Source organism: Nocardiopsis sp. RV163 (assembly GCF_001029525.1).
Taxonomy (GTDB): domain Bacteria; phylum Actinomycetota; class Actinomycetes; order Streptosporangiales; family Streptosporangiaceae; genus Nocardiopsis; species Nocardiopsis dassonvillei.
The window spans coordinates 1-20,423 of record NZ_LEKI01000108.1 but is presented as its reverse complement, the minus strand read 5'-3'; the positions used below and the strand labels follow the sequence as shown (position 1 = coordinate 20,423).

The window sequence follows — 20,423 nt, the reverse complement described above, 5'->3', positions numbered from 1 at the left end:
TCCCCCTCCCCTCCGACACTGCCTGCGTATCCGTCCTCCCGGCAGGGCCTAGCGGCTGACCCGCACGGGCCCTACGTCCCCGTGCTCCGGGAGGTACGCCCCTGCGGCGGCGCGGCCCCGCGCGCCCAGACTGGGCTGTGACGGAGGACGCTCGGAGGAGGTAACGCCATGTCCGTACTGGTCGGCTACGCGAGTGAGCACGGTTCCACACGGGAGATCGCGGAGAGGATCGCCGGTCGTCTGCGCGAACGCGGCCACACGGCGGACGTGCGGCCCCTGGCGGAAGCGCCGGGGGCAGGGGAGTACGGTGCCGCGGTCCTGGGCAGCGCGATCCACAGCGGCTCCTGGATTCCCGAGGCATCGGAATACCTCCGCGCCAACGCCGAGCCGCTCGGCGGGATGCCGGTCTGGCTGTTCAGCGTGGGCCTGGCGCGGGTCGTCGGAGGCTGGTTCGAGAAACAGGCCCGAGAACCCAAGGAGGTCGCCGAGCTGCACGAAGCTCTGGGTTTCCGCGAACACCGCCTCCTGGCCGGAGCCCTGCGGCCCGAACACCTGCCGCGGTTCGGACGCGCGGTCTACCGGCTCATGCGGGGGCGCTACGGGGACTTCCGCGACTGGGACGAGATCGACGGTTGGGCCGACGCGATCGCCGCCGACCTGTCCGGCGCCGGAACGTCGGGCGCCGCACCGGTGTGACCGTCCGCGGCGCCCCGGGGCGTGCCCGGCCGCCGTTCTCAGTGCCGGGGAGGGCGTACCACCGCGACCGGAACGGGGCTGTGTGAGATCACGTTGCGGCTCACCGACCCCAGCAGCATCCCGGCGAAGCCTCCCCGTCCGTGCGATCCCACGACCATCAGGTCACAGTCCCGGGCCGAGGCGCACAGGACCTCGACGGGGTGGCCCGTCTCCACGACCTCCTCGACCCGCACTCGCGGCCAGCGCGCCCGCTCGTCCGCGACCGCCTCCGACAAGGCCCGGTGCGCGCGGCGCACGTCCTCGTCCTCGGCCCGCTTCCTGTCCTCCTCAGTCATGGTCCAGGTCGGGTCCTCCAAGGCGCCGAAGCGCCACCAGCGGGTCTCCTCGCGTACCGCCACCGCGCGCAGGCCCGCCCCCCAGGCGCCGGCCGTGGCGAACGCCCACTCCGTGGCGGCCCGCGCGGACCGCGACCCGTCCGCGCCCAGCACCAGGCGGCCGTGGAAGGGACCCGGCTCCCGGTTGGGAACCACCACCACGGGACACGAGGCGTCGGCCAGCAGCTCAAGGGCCGTGGAGTCCGGTACGACCACCCTGTCCATGGTCGTCATGCGGTGCGCCCCCACGACCAGGGAGTGGGCGCCCCGGCTCTCGGTCAGCAGGACCGGCGCGGGGTCGCCCGTGACGTGCACCGCCATGACGTCCAGGTCCGGAACCCGCTCCAGCGCGCGCTCGCGGGCCTCGTCGACGATGCGGCGGGCGAACTCGTCCACGTCGAACCCCGGCAGGCCGCGGGGGAGGGAGTGGTAGAGCGGCCAGTCGAAGGCGTACACGACGCGCAGCCCCCGTCCCCGCCGTCTCGCGTCGTCCGCGGCCCAGTCCAGGGCCCGTCCGCTCGCCGCCGTTCCGTTGACCGCCGCCACCACGGGCGCCTTCGCTCCCTGGTCCATGGCTGCCTCCCACCGGTTGTGGAGCCTTCCCGTGCCACGTTAGGAGCGTCCGCGCGGGCGCACCAGGTACGGGTGTCGCGGTCGGGCGGTCTCCAAGGACGTGGCGGATCCGGGACCTGCGCCACTTGACGCCGTGCGCCCCGCCCGGGCGCCCGCCCGTCTCCGGAGCACGCCGCAGGATCCCGGGCGGACGCGCGGTCTCATCCGGACCCGCCGCGCGCGGCACGGTCCTTGAGCCGCGCGGCGTACGCCGCCGCCTGCGCCCGGCGCTGCATGTCCAGCTTGGACAGCACACTGGAGACGTAGTTCTTGACCGTCTTCTCCGCCAGGAAGACCCGCTCGCCGATCTGCCGGTTGGTCAGCCCCTCACCGATCAGCTCGAACACGCGCCGTTCCTGGGGGGAGAAACCGGCGAGGGGGTCCGCGGACTCCGCTCCCTCGCGTATGCGCCGCATGACGAGGGATGTGCTGTGCGGGTCCAGCAGGGACTCCCCGGAGGAGACCGTGCGGATCGCCCCCACCAGGTCCGAACCGTGGATCTGTTTCAGCACGTAGCCCGCCGCACCCGCCAGGACGGCGTCGTAGAGGGCCTCGTCGTCGGAGTAGGACGTCAGCATCAGACACGCCAGTTCCGGGAACCGCGACCGCAGCTCCCGGCAGACCTTCACACCGCTGCCGTCCGGCAGACGCACGTCCAGGACCGCCACGTCGGGCCGTGCGGCCGGCACGCGGCCGAGCGCCTCGGCCGCCGTGGCGGCCTCCCCGACGACCTCGATGTCCCCCTCGTCCTCGAGCAGGGCGGTGATCCCCCGCCTCACCACGTCGTGGTCGTCGACCAGGAAGACGCGGATGGCCCGGCTCTCCTGCTGCATAGGCCGTCATCTCCTCCCACACGGGCGGGCCCGCCCGACGGGGCCGGGCGACCCGGTGCCCGGCCGGACCGCGTTCCGTCGTGTGCCTCGTCCCCCTACCCGCGAAGGCGGTCGGATACCAGTGGCGGGCCCGTCCCGAAGCGGGACGCCGACACGGGTCAGCGCATGCTCCGGCCTCCCACACGGCGCCCGCTGACCTCGTACGCGACGACACGGACGAAGAGGTCGTGTTCGCCTCCCGCCCACGGGCGCACGGGAGTGCTCGTGCGCATAGACGCCGCCTCCGCGTCGTCGGTCACCGGTACGGCCTCGCCGGTGATCAGGACGCTCCACCCCTCGCTCGTCACGCCGTCGACGCGGTCGACCTCGAAGGCGGCGCCGCACGGGAGGTGCCGGGCGATCACTCCGTGGTCCGTGGTCCGGAACACGACGGCGCCACCGCGGACTAGGTAGTTCACCGGAAGGATGGTCGGCGCCGTCGCGCCCCCGGGCATGAAGCCGATGCGTCCCACACCGCCCGGACCGACGAGTTCCATGCACGTCTCCGGAGTGAGCACGGTCGTCTCCGGGAGCAGGACCGAGGTGGTCGCGGAGCCGGGCGGTACGTCGGTGGCGCTTCCCAGCAGGTAGTCCTGCGTGGTGTTCAGGGCTTCCGCGAGGCGGTAGAGCGCCTGCCTGGTCATGTGGGGGGCGTACTCCTCCAGGTAGGCCACGTACCCGGGATCCATGTCCGCCAGGTGCGCGACCTCCTCCCGGGTCAGACCGAGTTCGGCCCGGCGCGCGGCGGCCCTGCGCCCGAGGTCGCTGCCCGTGGTGGCCGTGCCCTCTTCCCGCGTCATGGTGCGACCCCCCGCCCCGAAGAAGAAGCTCCCGCGTCCCGTACTACCCGCATCCTCACCGGTCGCGGAGCCACCGGGCATGGGCCGTTGGGCCCGGATGCGAGCGACCTCCGTCCCCGGGCCGGATCCGCGAACAGGGAGAAGACTGGGAAGCGCACCGCGCCACACGCGACGACGCGCCCCGGGCCGACTCCAGCGACCCGGACGCGAGGACCCGGGGGAGGGCGACCATGACCGGCCGACTCGACGAGGAAACGGTACGGACGGCGGACCAGGGGACCTCCCACGCCCTGTTGTCCGACGGCGCCGTCGCGCTGATACGTCCCGCCAGGGCCGAGGACGTCACCAGGGTCCGGAAGCTGTACGAGGGGATGTCGCAGGAGAACCTGCGCATGCGCTTCTTCCTGCCCAGTACGTCTTCGGCCCGAGCGGCGGCCGAGCGGGCCTGCGTGGGCGGCGGCACCAGTTGCGCGGCCCTCCTCGCGGTCCTCGACGGCGAGGTGGTCGGCGTCGCGAGTTACGACGCGACCGAGCGGTCCAGTACCGGGGAGTTGGGGCTGGCCGTGGCGGAAGGGGCCCATGGACGCGGTGTGGGCACCCTGCTTCTGGAGCACCTGGCCTCGGTGGCACGGGAACGCGGTGTCAGGGCCTTCCACGCCGACGTCCTGGCCGCCAACCACGAGATGCTGCGCATGTGCGACGACGCGGGGCTGCGATCGCGTCGCAGGACCGACGCGGGGGTGGTGGAGCTGACCCTGCCCCTGGAGCAGGACGACCGCTACGTCGCCGCCGTGGGACGCAGGGAGGGACAGGCCAGCAGGGAGAGCCTCAAGCGGTTGCTGCGTCCCCGTTCGGCCGTGGTCATCGGTGTGACGAGCCGCGCGGTGTCGGTCGGCAACGCGATCCTTCGCAGCATCGTGTGCCACGGCTTCACCGGTCCCACGTACGCCGTCCACCCCCAGGCGTCCGGCGTGGCCGACGTCCCCCTGCCCGTCCACCGTTCCGTCGCGGAACTTCCCGAGCCCCCGGACCTGGCGGTGGTGGCGGTCCCTCCCGACGCCGTGGTCCCCGTGGCGCGGTCGTGCGGTGCGCGGGGGATCAGGGCGCTCCTCGTCGTCACCTCGAACCTCGGCCCGGACACGAGCCGGGAGCTGCTGTCGGTCTGCCGGGACAGCGGGATGCGGCTCGTGGGCCCCAACAGCTTCGGTGTCGTCTGCACCGAGCCCGGGGTGAGCCTGCAGGCGACCTTCGCCGCGCGCCCGCCCTCCCCCGGAGGCGCGGGCCTCGTCGTGCAGTCGGGCGGGGTCGGCATCAGCCTGTTCGACCACCTCACCCGCCTGGGAGTGGGGGTGTCCTCGTTCCTGGCTGTGGGCAACCGCCTGGACGTCAGCAGCAACGACATGCTGAGCTGGTGGGAGGCGGACGGTTCCACCACCATGGCGGTGGTGCACGTGGAGTCCTTCGGCAACCCCCGCAAGTTCGCACGCATAGCCCGTGGGATCGGACGGCGGATGCCCGTCCTGGCCGTGCACGCGGGGCGTTCGGAGGCGGGGAGGCGGGCGGCCCTGGCGCACAGCGGTTCCCCCCTGCCGTCCGTAGCCGCAGCCGACGCCCTGTTCGCCCAAGCCGGGGTGACCGCCGTGTCCGGGGTCGGCGAACTGGTCGAAGCAGCGGCACTCATGGCCCACCAGCCCCTTCCCCGGGGCCCTCGTGTGGCGGTCCTGACCAACACCGCCGGTGTGGGGGGGATGGCCGCCGACTCGTGCTGTGACGCCGGTCTGGAGGTCGCCGGACTGTCCGAGCGGACGCGGCGCGGCCTGGAGGAGTCGCTGCCCTCCGGAGCGGTGTGCTCCAACCCCGTCGACACCACGCCGGCGGCCCGCAGTGACCAGTTGCGCGCGTGTCTGGAGCTGTTGTCGGCGGCCCCGGAGGTGGACGCCGTCATGGCCGTCACGGTCCCCACGGCCCTGGCCGATCCGGCTCCGGCCGTCAGCACGGCGGTGCGGGACGTCCCGGTGGTCGCGGTCGCGCCCGAGCAGCCCGAGGCCGTGGCCGTCCTCGGGGGCGGGGGGAGACCGGTGCCCTCGTACAACGGTCCCGAGGCGGCGGCTGCTGCGCTCGGCGCCGCGTGGCGGCGCTCCTCATGGCTGGCCCGCCCGTCCGGGCGGGCGCCGGAACTCTCCGACGTGGCCTCGTACCGGGCGGCCGAGATCGTGAACGAGTCCCTGCTCTCCCCCGCCCAGGGCGGATGGCTGCCCCTCCACCGTGTGATGGAACTGCTCACCTGCTACGGGATGGCCCTCGCGCCCTGGCGCCGCGCACGCGACGAGGAGGAGGCGCTGCGCGCGGCGGTGGAGATCCCCGGACCGGTCGCACTCAAGGCGGACGTGGCCGGCGTCGTCCACCGAGCCCGCGCCGGAGCCCTGTACCTCGGCCTCACCGGGGAGGAGCGGTTCAGGAGGGCCTACCGTGAGCTGGCGGAGCGGTTCCGGGGAAGGGCCCGCGGCTTCGTCGTCCAAGGCATGGCCCCTCCCGGTTTCGAGGCCCTGATCGGCTCCGTCCAGCAGCCCGACTTCGGCCCGGTGATCGCGTGCGGCCCCGGCGGGAGCTACGCCGAGGTGCTGGGCTCACGAACGTCCCGGCTCACTCCGCTGACCGACGCCGACGCCGACGAGATGATCCGGTCCGTACCCGAGCTCAGGCGCCTGGGCGAACGGGGGGATGAGAGGGATACGGACCCCGGGGTACTGCGGGAACCCCTGCTGAGGCTCTCGAAGCTGGTCGAGGATCTTCCGGAGATCGCGGAACTCGAGATGAACCCGGTCATCGTCGGTCCTTCGTCGGCGGTGTGCGTCGACGCCCGCGTCCGGGTGGCCAGGTATCCGCACGGGGACCCGTACCTGCGCGCGCTCCGACCGCTGTGACCGTCGTCGGAGCAGCGGCTCCGCGGGCAGGCCGAGAGCGCGGGTCCCCGCCGGTAGGAGCCGTAGGGCCCGACTCGGCCGGGGCCCAGGACCCTGGTGGGCCGGGCGTCTGCGGAGAAGGCTGGGAGGGGGACCGGAACGGGGCCGGAGCGCCCGAGGGGCGTTTCCGCGGGAACGGAACCGTGCCGACCGCCGTCCGGGACGGTACACGAGGGGAGTTCGCGATGCACAATGTGAGCGACGTCATGACGACCGAGGTCTTCTCCGTCACCGGGGACACACGCTACCGCGAGATCGCCGAGATGCTGGTCAAGCACGGTGTGAGCGCTCTGCCCGTGACCGACGGAGAGGGCTGTGTGGTCGGCGTGGTCTCGGAGGAGGACCTGCTCCACAAGGAGGAGTTCGCGGGAGGGGAGTACGCTCCTCCGTTGCGCGCCCGGCTGCGCGCCCGGCTGGGTTCGGGAGGAAGCGCGGGCGACAAGGCCACAGCGAGGAACGCGGCCGAGTTGATGACCGGCCCCGCCGTCACGGTGTCCTCCGACGCGTCCGTGGTCCTCGCCGCCCGCTTGATGGAGCGGCACGGGGTCAAACAGTTGCCGGTCGTCGACGGGGACGGACACCTGCTCGGGATCGTCAGCAGGCGGGACCTGTTGTCGGTCTTCGTGCGGGAGGACGACGACATCGCCGAGGAGGCGCGGAGCGTGATCAGGGAGGTCCTGCCGGAACCCAGGGCCACGGTCGAGGGCGGGGTGGTGAGGCTCACCGGGGATGTGGAGCACCGCAGCGACGTCGAGAAGCTGATCCACGGCGTCCGGCAGATCGAGGGCGTGGTGGCCGTCGACTCCGAACTGCGCTGGCACGCCGACGACGTCGTCCCCCAGCACGTTCAGTGGCGGGCGGGGACACCCTGACACTCCGGGTGCTGGCCCGCCGCCACCCACGCGACGGCTTGCGCAAGCCGTGCGCGGTCCGACGGCGGGGACCTACCCGGTGGTCACCGCGGAGCTCTTGGGCGTGCCGCTTCCCGGCGGGGGAGCGCCGGCTGGGGGTCGAGTCGACACAGCGATTGGATCTGTTGTCGACTTGGCGTCCTGTCGGTACCGTCCAGTGCCGGGGGAGCACAGGCTCGGACAGGGGATGCCGCGGGGTCCCACGGTCGATGACGGCCGAAAGAGGAAGAGCCCTGCTCTCCGAGTGGAGAACAAGGCTCTGAACCGCACAAACCGTGTGGGCGTACCAGGACTTGAACCTGGGGCCTCATCCTTATCAGGGATGCGCTCTAACCGACTGAGCTATACGCCCTTGCTGCGTGTGGAACTCTACCGCATCGCCGGGACCGGGGCGAACCGGTGATCCGGGGCGGACGCGAGGCGGGACGCGGCGCACGCGTCCCTTTCCACCTCCGATTTTACCCGGGCGCGGAAGTGCTCGGAACCGACGCGTGAGGGCCCGGCCCCGGCGGGGACCGAGCCCTCACGGCGGTGCTACTCGGCCTCGGACAGCGTCACGTCGACGCCGCCGACCAGGTCGGCGACGAGGTTGTACAGCATGGCGCCCACCGTGGACAGGGCGGTGATCAGCACGATGTTCAGCGCGCCGACCACGCCGGTGTAACCCAGGACACGGCCCGGCGAGAACCAGGAGGCCGGGTCGAGGCCGAGCTCGTCCTCGGTCCCGTCGCCCTCCAGGAGCGCCGTGAGCATGTTGGTCAGCTCGTCGAAGACACCCAGCATCGACAGCGTCGCGTAGATCACCGCGATCGCCACGAACAGGATGATGAAGCACACCAGGGAGACGACGAAGCTGAACTTCATCACCGACCACGGCTCCACACGGGAGACCGACAGGTGTGCCTTGCGGCTGGACAGGCTGGCCTTCACGGCGTTCGGGCCCCCAGGCACCGAGGTCTTCGATTCGGACACTGGCGTTCCCCCCGTTTCGGTGCGGTCCTCCGCCACGGGCTCGGACGGTCCGGCGGCGGCTTCGGATCCGGTGTCCGCCCTGTCGGCGGAACCCTCGTCCTCGTCGCCGGGCTTGTCCCCCGACTCCTCACCGGGCTCCTCGGCCGTGTCGGCCTCGGTGGCGCCCGTCGCCGCCTCGGCCTCGTCGTCGACCTCGGTGGTCACGGCGGCCCCCGCTTCTGCCGTGTCCTTCTCGGTCGTCTCCACGTCCCCGCCCTCGGCGCTCTCCGCCGTGTCCGGGTCGGTTTCGTTCGTGGTGGTGTTCCGCTGGTTGTCAGACATAGAAACGTTACCGCTGGACTTTCGTTGAGAACGGGTGATTGGCGCGACCGGGGCGTCCGCGGGGTCCGCGCGAAACGAACCCCGCGGCCCATATGGGGCCTAACGCGCAGTCTAGGCCTCCGGGTCGCCTTCGGCGTTCGCGTTCACGTCCTCGGCCGTGTCGGCGGCCGCTTCCCCCGCGTCCTCGACCGTCTCGACGGCCTCCTCCTCGGCGGCCTCGGCGTTGCGCGCCACGGCCACGATCTTGTTGCCCTTGTCCAGGTTCATCAGCCGGACGCCCATGGTCGTGCGGCCGGACCGCTTGACCTCGTCGGCGCCGGTGCGGATGACACCGCCGACGGAGGTGATCGCGAAGACCTCGTCCACCTCGGGGTCGACCATCAGGGCGCCGACCAGCTTGCCTCGGGCCTCCACCACCTTGGCCGTCAGGACGCCCTTGCCGCCGCGGTTCTGCACCGGGTACTGGTCGGAGGGGGTGCGCTTGGCGTAGCCGTTCTCGGTGGTGACCAGGACGTCCGTGGAACCGTCGCCGGGCCGGATGACGTCCATGCTCAGCAGGTAGTCGTCCTCCAGGAACCGCATGCCGATCACGCCGCTGGTGGCGCGGCCCATGGGGCGCAGCGACTCGTCGGAGGCCGGGAACCGGATCGCCTGGGCGTCGCTGGAGATCAGCAGCAGGTCGTCGTCGGGGAAGACCAGCCGGGCGGCGATCAGCTCGTCGCCCTCGCGCAGGTTGATCGCGATGATGCCCGCCGCGCGCGCCGAGTCGAAGTCCTCCAGGCGGGACTTCTTGACCAGGCCCTCACGGGTGGCGAGCACCAGGTACGGGGCGGCCTCGTAGTCGCGCAGCGCCATGATCTGCGCGATCTCCTCGCCCGGCTGGAACGGGAGCAGGTTCGCCACGTGCTGGCCGCGCGCGTCGCGGGCGGCCTCGGGCAGCTCGTAGGCCTTCGTGCGGTACACCCGGCCCTGGTTGGTGAAGCACAGGATCCAGTTGTGGGTGGTGGTGACGAAGAAGTGCTGGACGATGTCGTCCTGCTTGAGCTGGGCCCCGCGCACGCCCTTGCCGCCGCGCTTCTGGGCGCGGTAGTTGTCGATGCGGGTGCGCTTGGCGTATCCACCGCGGGAGATCGTGACGACCACGTCCTCCTCGGCGATGAAGTCCTCCATGCGCATGTCGCCCTCGAAGGGGATGATGTGCGTGCGCCGCTCGTCGCCGTACTTCTCCACGATCTCGCCGAGCTCCTCGCGGATGATGCTCCGCTGGCGCGTGTCCGATTCGAGGATGTCGTTGTAGTCGGCGATCTGCGCCATGAGCTCGTCGTACTCGGCCGTCAGGGCGTTGCGCTCCAGGGCGGCGAGCTTGCGCAGCTGCATGTCGAGGATGGCGCGGGCCTGGATGTCGTCGATCTCCAGCAGGTCCATCAGGCCGGTGCGGGCCTGGTCCGCGGAGGCGCTGGCCCGGATGAGGTCGATGACCTCGTCGATGCGGTCCATCGCCCGCAGCAGCGCGCGCAGGATGTGCGCCCGCTCCTCGGCCTTGCGCAGCAGGTACCGGGTCCGGCGGACGATGACCTCGACCTGGTGCTTGACCCAGTGCCGGATCATCTGGTCCAGGCGCAGGGTGCGCGGCACCCCGTCGACCAGCGCGAGCATGTTCGCGCCGAAGGTCTCCTGGAGCTGGGTGTGCTTGTAGAGGTTGTTCAGCACGACCTTGGCGACGGCGTCGCGCTTGAGCACGATGACCAGGCGCTGTCCGGTGCGGCCGCTGCTCTCGTCGCGCACGTCGGCGATGCCGGTGATCTTGCCGTCCTTGACCAGGTCGGCGATCTTGAGCGCGAGGTTGTCCGGGTTGACCTGGTAGGGCAGCTCGGTGACGACCAGGGTCTGGCGGCCCCGCTTGTCCTCCTCCACCTCGACCACGGCGCGCATGGTGATGGAGCCGCGCCCGGTCCGGTACGCCTCCTCGATGCCGCGCTTGCCGACGATGAGCCCGCGGGTGGGGAAGTCGGGGCCCTTGACGCGCGCGATGAGCGCGTCGAGCAGCTCCTCGTCCTGCGCCTCGGGGTTGTCGAGGTACCAGTTGACGCCGTCGGCGACCTCGCGCAGGTTGTGCGGCGGGATGTTGGTGGCCATGCCGACCGCGATGCCCGAGGAGCCGTTGACCAGCAGGTTCGGGAAGCGGGCGGGCAGCACGACGGGCTCGGCGGAGCGGCCGTCGTAGTTGGGCCGGAAGTCGACGGTGTCCTTGTCGATGTCCCGGAGCATCTCCATGGCCAGCGGCGCGAGCTTGCACTCGGTGTAGCGCATGGCGGCGGCCGGGTCGTTGCCCGCCGAGCCGAAGTTGCCGTTGGGGTCGACCAGCGGCATCCGCATGGACCACCACTGGGCCAGGCGCACCAGGGTGTCGTAGATGGCGCTGTCACCGTGCGGGTGGTAGTTGCCCATGACGTCGCCGACGACGCGGGCGCACTTGAAGTAGCCGCGGTCGGGGCGGTAGCCGCCGTCGTACATCGCGTAGAGCACGCGCTGGTGGACCGGCTTGAGGCCGTCGCGCACGTCGGGCAGGGCGCGGCCGACGATGACCGACATCGCGTAGTCGAGGTAGCTGCGCTGCATCTCGACCTGGATGTCGACGGGCTCGATCCGGTCGGTCGTGCGCGGCGGGGCCTCCACGCTGGAGTCCCCGCCCTCAGGGGCGTCGGGGTTGTTCGCATCCGTCACGGATGTCGGTCCCTTCTACGAAGCTTGCTTGAGCACGGGTGGGAGCGGGACCCGGGTCCTCAAGGACCCGGGCTCGGTTCCTCGGACCGGCCTCATGCGGGGCCGGTCCGGGCGCCCACGGGGATCTGGAGGCGCCGGAGGCGGGACAGCGAGGAGCGGGCCGTCCCATCGCAGGCGCCACCGTGCCCGCCTCGACCCGGTTCCCGTTCTCCCGGCGTCCGGACACGGACCGAAGCGAAGCGCAGGTCCGGGAAACACTGCCTAGATGTCCAGGAAGCGGACGTCCTTGGCGTTGCGCTGGATGAAGGCGCGCCGCGACTCGACGTCCTCACCCATGAGCACGCTGAACAGTTCGTCGGCCTGGGCCGCGTCCTCCAGGCTGACCTGGAGCAGGACGCGGCGGTCCGGGTCCATCGTGGTGTCCCACAGCTCGTTGGCGTTCATCTCGCCCAGACCCTTGAAGCGCTGCACCATGTCGCGCGGGCGCGGGTCCCTCTTGCCCTGGGCGATACCGGCCTCGATGACCCGGTCGCGCTCGGCGTCGGAGAAGGCGTAGCTGGCGTCGCTGCCCTTCTGGTCCCACTTGATCTTGTACAGCGGCGGCGCGGCCAGGTAGACGTTCCCGGCCTCGACCAGCGGCTTCATGAAGCGGAACAGCAGGGTGAGCAGCAGCGTGCGGATGTGCTGGCCGTCGACGTCGGCGTCGGCCATCAGGATGACCTTGTGGTACCGCAGCTTCTCCGCGTCGAACTCCTCGTGGATGCCGGTGCCCAGGGCGGTGATGATCGCCTGGACCTCCGTGTTCTTGAGGATGCGGTCGATGCGCGACTTCTCGACGTTCAGGATCTTGCCCCGGATGGGCAGGATGGCCTGGTTGTGCGGGTTGCGGCCGCCCTTCGCGGAACCGCCCGCCGAGTCGCCCTCGACGATGTAGACCTCGCACTCCTCCGGGTTGGTGGACTGGCAGTCCGACAGCTTGCCCGGGAGGGAGGTGGTCTCCAGCAGGGTCTTGCGGCGGGTCAGGTCGCGGGCCTGGCGGGCGGCCACGCGGGCGCGGGCGGCCTGGCTGGCCTTGGACACGATGTCCTTGGCCTCGCCGGGGTTGCGCTCGAACCAGTCGCGCAGGTGCTCGTTGGTGACCTTCTGGACGAAGGACTTGGCCTCGGTGTTGCCCAGCTTGGTCTTGGTCTGGCCCTCGAACTGCGGGTCGGCCAGCTTGACCGAGATGATGGCGGTCAGACCCTCGCGGATGTCGTCGCCGGTGAGGTTGTCGTCCTTCTCGCGCAGCAGCTTCTGGTCGCGGGCGTACCGGTTGACCAGGGTGGTCAGCGCGGAGCGGAACCCCTCCTCGTGCGTGCCGCCCTCGGCCGTGTTGATGGTGTTGGCGAAGGTGTGCACGGAGGAGGTGTAGGACTGGTTCCACTGCATGGCGATCTCGACCGAGATGCCGTCGCCCTCCTCCTCGAAGGAGATGATCGACGCGTGCGCCGGCTCCTTCTTGGCGTTGATGTGGCGGACGTAGTCCGACAGACCCTCGTCGTAGTGGAAGGTGTTGACCGTCGGTCCGCCGTCGGTGTGCTCGGGCCGCTCGTCGCGGATGGTGATGGACAGCCCCTTGTTGAGGAAGGCCATCTCCTGCATGCGGCGGGCGAGCGTCTCGAAGGAGAACACCGTGGTCTCGAAGATGCCGCCGTCCGGCCAGAAGGTGATCTGGGTGCCGGTCTCGTCGGTGCTCTCGCCCTTGACGAGTTCGCCGGTGGGGGCGGTCATCTCGTAGCGCTGGCGCCACACGTGCCCGTGGAGGCGGATCTCCACCTCCAGCGCGGTGGACAGCGCGTTGACGACGGAGACGCCGACGCCGTGCAGACCGCCGGAGACCGCGTAGGACTTGCCGTCGAACTTGCCGCCCGCGTGCAGCGTGGTGAGGACGACCTCGACGGCGGGGCGCTTCTCCACCGGGTGGAGGTCGGTGGGGATGCCGCGGCCGTTGTCGGCCACGCACACGCCGCCGTCGGCCAGCAGGGTCACCTCGATGGCGTCGGCGTGGCCCGCCAGCGCCTCGTCGACGGAGTTGTCGACCACCTCGTAGACCAGGTGGTGCAGGCCCCGCTCCCCGGTGGAACCGATGTACATTCCGGGGCGCTTGCGGACCGCCTCAAGCCCCTCCAGAACCGTGATTGAACCTGCGTCGTAGGCCAAGTGGGAACACCCTCCTGCTGGGGACGCCTGCCGACCGCGGCCGAGCGGCGACGGTCGCCCGTGACGCGGTGATCGGGAGGGTCTGCGTGCCGCGACACCTGGGGGATCACCGTTCGCCACAGGGGCCGTCCGCCCACCCTCTTCTGGGGGCGTGGGACCGGCTACAGGCGTCTGAAGAACCGTCTCCATGATACCCCGCACGGTGCGACAAAGTGGCATTGGCGGCCCTGTGCCGCCTCACAACGAACGTTCAGGGAGGGAGACGACTCCCTACACGCGGGAGGGGCTGTACACAAGTCCCGGTGCGGTTGAGTGGCGCCTGCGGCCCCGGCGCGGTCCGGGCGCCTCCCCGGCGCCGGCGGACACCCGCTGGAACAGCGTTCACCTGGGAATATCCACAGGCCGCGAAAGAGGAGGAAACGGGCATCCCGCCCCCGGAGCCCGGGCGGACGCGCCTCAGCGGCGCCGGAAACCGGGTCCTCGGACCTTGATGGCGACGACTGTGCCGTCGCCCAGCTCCTCGTTGAGACGGCGCATGAGATCGCGCACCATCGCTCGCGCGTGGGCCGCCATGGTGGGGGAATCGGCCACCACGACCAGTTCCCCGTCCGAATAGCTCTCCGGTCGGAGGTGTTCTGCGTTGAAATCGCCCACGATGTCCGCCCAGCGGCCGAACACGCCGCCGATGGCCACCTGTTCCTGCCAGCCGTGCTCGATCAGCCACGTGCGCACGGCCTCACCGAACATCTGGGGCTCGTTGCGTGACCGCAACCGGCCACGCCGACGCGAGCGCTGGAGCCCCCGGGGCACCGCGCCGCGGTCCTTGGCCTCGGCCCGGGCGCGGGCGAGCGCCTGGCGGGCCAGGTCGGCCCCGGACGGGGCCGGGGGGGCCGACTGCCCCGGTTCCGGCGGGCGCCGCGCCCCGTCCACAGGCTGTGGACGGAGTCCTCCTCCTCCGCGGTCGGCCGCGCCGGGGGCCGAGCCCCGGTCCACAGGGTGTGGATAACGCTCACTCACCCGTGACGACCCCCTCGCGCACGCCGAACCGGGCCCCGTCCAGCTCCTCGGGGATGTCCTCGGGCACGGCCGCGGTCACCAGGACCTGTTCGGCGTCGCCGACCCGCTCGGCCAGCCTGCGGCGGCGCTCGCTGTCCAGCTCGGCGAACACGTCGTCCAGGATCAGCACCGGGTCGTCGCCGTCGGAGCGCAGCAGGTCGAAGGCGGCCAGTTTGAGTGAGAGCGCGTACGACCAGGACTCGCCCTGGCTGGCGTAGCCCTTGGCGGGCATCCCGCCCAGCCGCAGGACCAGGTCGTCGCGGTGCGGGCCCACCAGGCTGACGCCGCGCTGGAGCTCGCGGTCGCGGGCCTCGGCCAGGGCGGCGCGCAGGGTTTCCACAAGCTGTGGACGGCCGGTCGGCGGCTCGGCGCCCTCGGGGACCGCGCCGCAGCGGTAGTCGGGGACGGCCGGGCCCCCGGAGTCGGTCAGCCCGGAGTAGGCCTCGGCGATCCTCGGGCGCAGCTCCTCCACCAGGTCCAGCCGCGCCGCCAGCAGCTCCGCGCCCGTCTCCGCCAGGTGGGAGTCCCACACCTCCAGCGTGCTCAGGTCGGGTGCCGAGCGCTGGCGGAACATCCGGCCGGAGGCCGACTTGAGCAGGGCGTTGCGCTGCTTGAGCACCCGGTCGTAGTCCGAGCGCACGCCCGCCATCCGGGGCGCGCGCGCCACCAGCAGGTCGTCCAGGAACCGGCGCCGCTCGCCGGGGTCGCCCTTGACCAGGGCCAGGTCCTCCGGGGCGAAGAGCACGGTGCGCAGGATTCCGAGGACCTCGCGCGGGCGGCCCGCGGGCGCCTGGTTGATCCGGGCCCGGTTGGCCCTGCCGGGGTTGAGCTCCAGGTCCACGACCATGGACCGCTCGTCGCGCACCACCTTGGCCCGGACGATCGCGCGGGGAGCGCCCTGGCGGACCAGCGGGGTGTCGGAGGAGACCCGGTGGCTGCCGAGGGTGGCCACGTAGCCGACCGCCTCGACCAGGTTGGTCTTGCCCTGGCCGTTGGCGCCGACGAACACGCTCACGCCGGGACCCATCTCCACGAGAGCCTCATGGTAGGACCGGAAGTCGGCCAGTTGCAGGTGGGATACGTACATCCGGCCTTCCTCCTGGGGCGGCGGCGGTCGGGGGAAGGGGTCGCTCCCGGGGACGGCTCGCGGGCTGCGTCCCCGGGCCGGGGTCGGTGCGGGGAGGGAGCCTCAGACCTCGACGTCGTCGGAGGTCTCGGCGCGGTGCACGGCGTGCCCGCCGAACTGGTTGCGCAGGGCCGCCACGACCTTCATCGCCGGGCTGTCGTCCTGGCGGGAGGCGAACCGCGCGTAGAGGGAGGAGGTGATCGCCGGGGCCGGGACCGCGAGGTCCACGGCGGCCTGGACGGTCCAGCGGCCCTCGCCGGAGTCCTCGGCGTAGCCGCGCAGGCGCGACAGCTCGGGGTCCTCCTCCAGGGCCCGCGAGAGCAGGTCCAGCAGCCAGGAGCGCACCACGGTGCCCTCGCGCCAGCTCTCGAACGTGCCGGGGACGTCGTCCACGAGGCCGGAGGCGACCATGAGCTCGTAGCCCTCGCCGAAGGCCTGCATCATGCCGTACTCGATGCCGTTGTGGACCATCTTGACGAAGTGCCCGGCGCCGACCGCTCCGGCGTGGACGAAGCCCACGCCCTCGTCGGGCACGAGGGCGGTGAAGACCGGACGGGCCTTCTCGACGTCCTCGGCCGGGCCGCCGACCATGATGCCGTAGCCGTTCTGGCGGCCCCAGACACCGCCGCTGACACCGGCGTCGAGGTAGCCGACGCCCTTCTCCGCCAGCGCCTTGGCGCGGACGCGGTCGTCCGCGTAGTGGGAGTTGCCCCCCTCGATGACGAGGTCGCCCTCGTCCAGGAGCTCGCCCAGTTCGGCGATGGTCGCGGCCGTGGGGTCGCCCGCGGGGACCATCACCCAGACCACCCGGGGGGCGGCCAGCCGTTCGACCAGTCCGGCCAGGGTGTCGACGTCGCGCTCAGGGGAGGCGACGTCGTACCCGACGACCTCGTGGCCCTTCTCCCGCAGCCGGGCGGCCATGTTGCCGCCCATCTTGCCGAGACCGATCATTCCGAGCTGCATGGTTGCTCTGCTCCCCTTCGCCGCCTGTGGATGGACGCCGGCCGGCCCGGGTCGCGGACCGGATCCGGCAGGTGCCAGTCAATCGGACCGGCCGCGGATCAGCCCGGCTGACGCACCGGCATGATCAGGTAGCGGTACTCGGGGGAGGAACCCTCGTCCGCGGGCTTGCCGGTCAGGATCGACGGCTTGGTCGAGGTGGTGAAGTGCAGGCGGGCGACGTCGGTGCCGATGGCGCCGAGCCCGTCCAGGAGGAACCCGGAGTTGAAGGCGATCTGGATGTCGTCGCCGTCCAGGTCGGCCTCCAGGACCTCGACCGCCTGCGCCTCCTCGCCGGTGCCCGCCTCCAGGACCAGCTGGCCCTGGCTGAAGGACAGCCGCAGCGGGGTGTTGCGCTCGGCGACCAGCGAGACGCGCTTGACCGCCTCGACGAACTCGGAGCGGCTGACCTCGGCCACCGAGTTGAAGTTGTCCGGCAGCAGCGCCCGGTACTTGGGGAACTCGCCGTCGAGCAGGCGGGTCGTGGTACGGCGGCCGCCGCCCTCGAAGCCGATCATGCCCTCTCCGGAACCGCCGTCCGAGAGTGCGATCGAGACCTCGGCGCCCGAGGTGAGCGACTTGGCGGTGTCGTGGAGGGTCTTGGCCGGGACCAGCGCGACCGCGGACAGGTCGGGGTTCTCCGGCTTCCAGGTGAGCTCGCGCACGGCCAGGCGGTAGCGGTCGGTGGAGGCGAGCGTGATGGTCTCGCCCTCGATCTCGACGCGCACACCGGTGAGCATCGGCAGGGTGTCGTCGCGCCCGGCGGCCACGGCCACCTGGCTGACCGCGGCGGCGAAGGCGTCGCTGCCGACGGTCCCGCTCACCCCGGGCATCTCCGGGAGCGTGGGGTAGTCCTCCACCGGCATGGTGGTCAGGGTGAACTTCGCGCTGCCGCCGGTGACGACGACCTTGGCGCCGTCGGTGGAGACCTCCACGGGCTGCGCGGGAAGGTTGCGGGTGATCTCGGCGAGGAGCTTGCCGGTGACCAGGACCGTGCCCGGCTCCTCGACCTCGACGTCCACCGCGGCCTGGGTGGAGACCTCGTAGTCGAAGCCGGACAGGCGCAACTGCTGGCGACCCTCGAACTCACCGGCCTCGAGCAGGATGCCGACGAGTACCGGCACCGAGGGACGCGTCGGGAGTGTGCGCGCGGTCCAGGCGACCGCCTCGGCCAGTACGTCGCGTTCGACCCGGAACTTCACTTTCCGACTCACTTTCCGCACGACCGGCGTGCCGGTCGAAGCCTCAACGTTGCAGCTCGTGGATCTGTGGGTCCGCCGAGGGCTCCGTCCACAGGGCTGTGGAGGCCGCGCCGGTGGCGCCGGGAGCTGTCTCGGATCCCGTATGGGGTCACCGCTCGGATCCGGGCGGCGGAGGACAGGGGCGAGACCACACGTTACCCGGATTCACCCGCTGCCGCTGACAGCTCAGCACCGGGCTGTCGTCGCGCCAGTCTCGGAGCGTTGTCCACAGATTTTCCGCGGAGCGGTTGTGAAGCCACATCTTGGTTAATGAAGGTGCGCAGTAGTAGTAGGGCCTGTGGATAGTGTGGATAACCCTTGTTTTCGCAGGTCAACCTGCGAATTTTTGTCCACAGGGCCTGTGGGTAACCCTGTGTGTAACTTGGCCCGCCTGTGGACGAACGAGGCCGTCCCCAGGTTTTCCACACTCCGTCCACAGCGTCGTCCACAGGTTTTCCCCAGGTTCTCCACAGGGATCGGTGGTTCGGTCACCGGGTCACCCACCGCGGCGTCCACAGGGGCAGGGGTGGTTACCCACAGGCTCGACGCGCTTTTCCACAGGTTGTCCACAGGGTTGTCCACAGATTTGACCCCTCTCCTGTGGATAACTTGAGCGAGAGAACGCCAAATTTTTTTTCCGAGCCTCTCCACAGATCTCCCGAACCCTGACAAAGGGTCTGTGCACAGGTTTGTCCACAGGCGCGTCTCCCGTCTCGCGCGCCGAACACCGGCGCAAAGGCCTACGACCAGGTGTGGGAAGGGCAACAGCGTCCCCGGAAGGCCTGGAGAACAGGGAGAACAGGGAGGGCCGGGCACGAACCGGCCCGGACGTCGGCAGAGGCGGCGAACCCCTCCAGAGAGGGGCGTTCGTGCGCACAAGCCTGTGGATAACTCGGCCGCAGGCATGGTGGAGCCCTGTGGATAACGTGTGCCGCCTCGTGCCCGTGCCGTCTTGTGGATATGTCGACAGGTGGACGTGTCCACAGGCCGACAGGCCGCCGTCGGCCGCAGCACGAACGCCGTGGGGCGGCCCCCGTCCCGGGGGCCGCCCCACGGCGTTCGTGCGCGGTACGCGGATCAGGTCAGCGAGGGCTGGTCCTTGATCCGGCTGGTGAGCTCGTGCACCTGGTTGTAGATGGACCGGCGCTCGGCCATCAGCCCGCGGACCTTGCGCTCGGCGTGCATGACCGTGGTGTGGTCGCGGCCGAACTGCTGCCCGATCTTGGGCAGGGACAGCTCGGTCAGCTCCCTGCACAGGTACATGGCGATCTGCCGGGCGGTCACCAGCACCCGGGAGCGCGATGTCCCGCACAGGTCCTCGATCGTCAGGCCGAAGTAGGCGGCCGTCTGGGACATGATCGCCCCCGCCGTGACCTCGGGGACCTCGGTGCTGGGCACCAGGTCCCGCAGCACCTGGCTGGTCAGGTCCAGGTCCACCGACTGCCGGTTCAGGCTGGCGAAGGCGGTCACGCGGATCAGCGCGCCCTCCAGCTCCCGGATGTTGGTGGAGATCTTGCTCGCGATGAACTCCAGCACCTCGGGCGGGGCCGCCAGCCCCTCCTGCGCGGCCTTCTTGCGCAGGATGGCGATCCGGGTCTCCAGCTCGGGCGGCTGGACGTCGGTGAGCAGGCCCCACTCGAACCGGCTGCGCATCCGGTCCTCCAGCGTGGTCAGCTGCTTGGGCGGCCTGTCGCTGGAGATGACGATCTGCTTGTCGGAGTTGTGCAGCGTGTTGAAGGTGTGGAAGAACTCCTCCTGCGTCTGCTCCTTGTTCTCCAGGAACTGGATGTCGTCAACCAGGAGCACGTCGATGTCGCGGTACCGGCGGCGGAACCCGTCCGCCTTGCCGTCCCGGATCGAGTTGATGAACTCGTTGGTGAACTCCTCCGAGCTGACGTACCGCACCCGGGAACCCTCGTAGAGGCGGTGCGTGTAGTGCCCGATGGCGTGCAGCAGGTGGGTCTTGCCCAGCCCCGAGCCGCCGTGGATGAACAACGGGTTGTAGGCCTTGGCCGGGGCCTCGGCCGCCGCCACCGACGCCGCGTGCGCGAAGCGGTTGCTGGAGCCGATGACGAAGGTGTCGAAGGTGTACTTGGGGTTCAGGCGCGCGTGCTCGCCCGGCGGGACCTCCTGGGAGCGCCCCGGGGGAGAGGAGGGGGCCTTCGGGGCCTCGTCCTCCACGGGGGCCTCCGCGGCCTCCGGAGCGGGCGGGGCGGCCTCCTCCGCCGCCTCGGGCGCGGGCGCCTCCTCCCGCGGGGTCTCCCAGCGGTTGGGCCGGTCCCACTCCGGGTCCGTCCAGGCCTGCTGCTGCCACCCCGCGGGCCCCTGCGGCCGCTCCAGCGCAGAGGGCTGTTCCCACAGCGGGGGAGCGGTGGGCGTCTCCTGGGGCGAGGCGAAGGTCTGCTGGACCCAGGGCGCGGGCGCGTCGCGGACCGTGTGCGGCTCCTCGTCGGCGGGCGGGGGGTCGGCCAAGGCCTACAACCCGTTGTTCATCCACGGCGGCTCGGGGCTGGGCAAGACCCACCTGCTGCACGCCATCGGGCACTACACGCACCGC

The 20,423-nt window shown here is 71.2% G+C and carries 13 protein-coding genes, 1 tRNA gene and 2 pseudogenes; 4 read left to right on the top strand and 12 right to left on the bottom strand.

From position 1 onward, the window contains the following. The first annotated feature begins 168 nt into the window (after positions 1-168). Complete coding sequence (locus ABD54_RS18210) at positions 169-696, top strand: flavodoxin domain-containing protein (RefSeq protein WP_047870707.1); 528 nt, start codon at positions 169-171, stop codon at positions 694-696. Between the two features lie 38 nt (positions 697-734). Here ABD54_RS18210 and ABD54_RS18205 read toward each other — a convergent pair whose 3' ends face one another. The 3 genes from ABD54_RS18205 to ABD54_RS18195 form a co-directional block, all read right to left on the bottom strand. After that, positions 735-1,643 (bottom strand): universal stress protein, encoded by a 909-nt coding sequence (locus tag ABD54_RS18205; protein WP_047870706.1) that lies wholly within the window; start codon positions 1,641-1,643, stop codon positions 735-737. 200 nt (positions 1,644-1,843) lie between these two features. Continuing rightward, positions 1,844-2,515, bottom strand: coding sequence for a response regulator transcription factor (locus ABD54_RS18200; protein WP_047870705.1), 672 nt, complete (start codon positions 2,513-2,515; stop codon positions 1,844-1,846). A gap of 158 nt (positions 2,516-2,673) precedes the next feature. Then, on the bottom strand, positions 2,674-3,354 hold the full coding sequence (locus ABD54_RS18195; protein WP_047870704.1) for a pyridoxamine 5'-phosphate oxidase family protein: 681 nt from the start codon (positions 3,352-3,354) through the stop codon (positions 2,674-2,676). 230 nt (positions 3,355-3,584) lie between these two features. Here ABD54_RS18195 and ABD54_RS18190 point away from each other — a divergent pair, with 230 nt between their 5' ends. Further along, complete coding sequence (locus ABD54_RS18190) at positions 3,585-6,278, top strand: GNAT family N-acetyltransferase (protein ID WP_047870703.1); 2,694 nt, start codon at positions 3,585-3,587, stop codon at positions 6,276-6,278. 224 nt (positions 6,279-6,502) lie between these two features. Further along, entirely contained in the window at positions 6,503-7,189 is a 687-nt protein-coding gene (locus ABD54_RS18185; protein WP_047870702.1) for a CBS domain-containing protein, read from the top strand. A gap of 317 nt (positions 7,190-7,506) precedes the next feature. Here ABD54_RS18185 and ABD54_RS18180 read toward each other — a convergent pair. The 9 genes and pseudogenes from ABD54_RS18180 to dnaA form a co-directional block, all read right to left on the bottom strand. Then, positions 7,507-7,580 (bottom strand) — tRNA-Ile (locus ABD54_RS18180). Positions 7,581-7,762: 182 nt separating this feature from the next. Beyond that, positions 7,763-8,521: a DUF3566 domain-containing protein gene (locus tag ABD54_RS18175; RefSeq protein WP_047870701.1), complete on the bottom strand. Its 759-nt coding sequence runs from the start codon at positions 8,519-8,521 to the stop codon at positions 7,763-7,765. A 111-nt stretch (positions 8,522-8,632) separates the two neighbouring features. Beyond that, positions 8,633-11,245, bottom strand: a complete 2,613-nt coding sequence (gyrA, locus tag ABD54_RS18170; RefSeq protein WP_047870700.1) for a DNA gyrase subunit A — start codon at positions 11,243-11,245, stop codon at positions 8,633-8,635. A gap of 261 nt (positions 11,246-11,506) precedes the next feature. Beyond that, positions 11,507-13,444, bottom strand: coding sequence for a DNA topoisomerase (ATP-hydrolyzing) subunit B (gene gyrB / locus ABD54_RS18165; protein WP_082166884.1), 1,938 nt, complete (start codon positions 13,442-13,444; stop codon positions 11,507-11,509). Positions 13,445-13,900: 456 nt separating this feature from the next. After that, entirely contained in the window at positions 13,901-14,374 is a 474-nt protein-coding gene (locus ABD54_RS18160) for a DUF721 domain-containing protein (RefSeq protein WP_200904136.1), read from the bottom strand. A gap of 79 nt (positions 14,375-14,453) precedes the next feature. Next, positions 14,454-15,587, bottom strand: a complete 1,134-nt coding sequence (gene recF, locus ABD54_RS18155; RefSeq protein ID WP_047870698.1) for a DNA replication/repair protein RecF — start codon at positions 15,585-15,587, stop codon at positions 14,454-14,456. A 102-nt stretch (positions 15,588-15,689) separates the two neighbouring features. Further along, positions 15,690-16,589: a phosphogluconate dehydrogenase (NAD(+)-dependent, decarboxylating) gene (gene gnd / locus ABD54_RS18150; RefSeq protein WP_047870697.1), complete on the bottom strand. Its 900-nt coding sequence runs from the start codon at positions 16,587-16,589 to the stop codon at positions 15,690-15,692. 98 nt (positions 16,590-16,687) lie between these two features. Continuing rightward, positions 16,688-17,827 carry a DNA polymerase III subunit beta gene (gene dnaN / locus ABD54_RS18145; protein WP_047870696.1) on the bottom strand — a complete coding sequence of 380 codons (1,140 nt, stop codon included), beginning with the start codon at positions 17,825-17,827 and terminating at the stop codon, positions 16,688-16,690. Positions 17,828-18,943: 1,116 nt separating this feature from the next. Continuing rightward, positions 18,944-20,329, bottom strand: a pseudogene (gene dnaA / locus ABD54_RS18140) (chromosomal replication initiator protein DnaA); the annotation flags it as partial. Position 20,330: 1 nt separating this feature from the next. Between dnaA and ABD54_RS27415 the strand changes: the two are divergent. Then, positions 20,331-20,423: pseudogene (locus ABD54_RS27415) on the top strand (DnaA ATPase domain-containing protein); the annotation flags it as partial.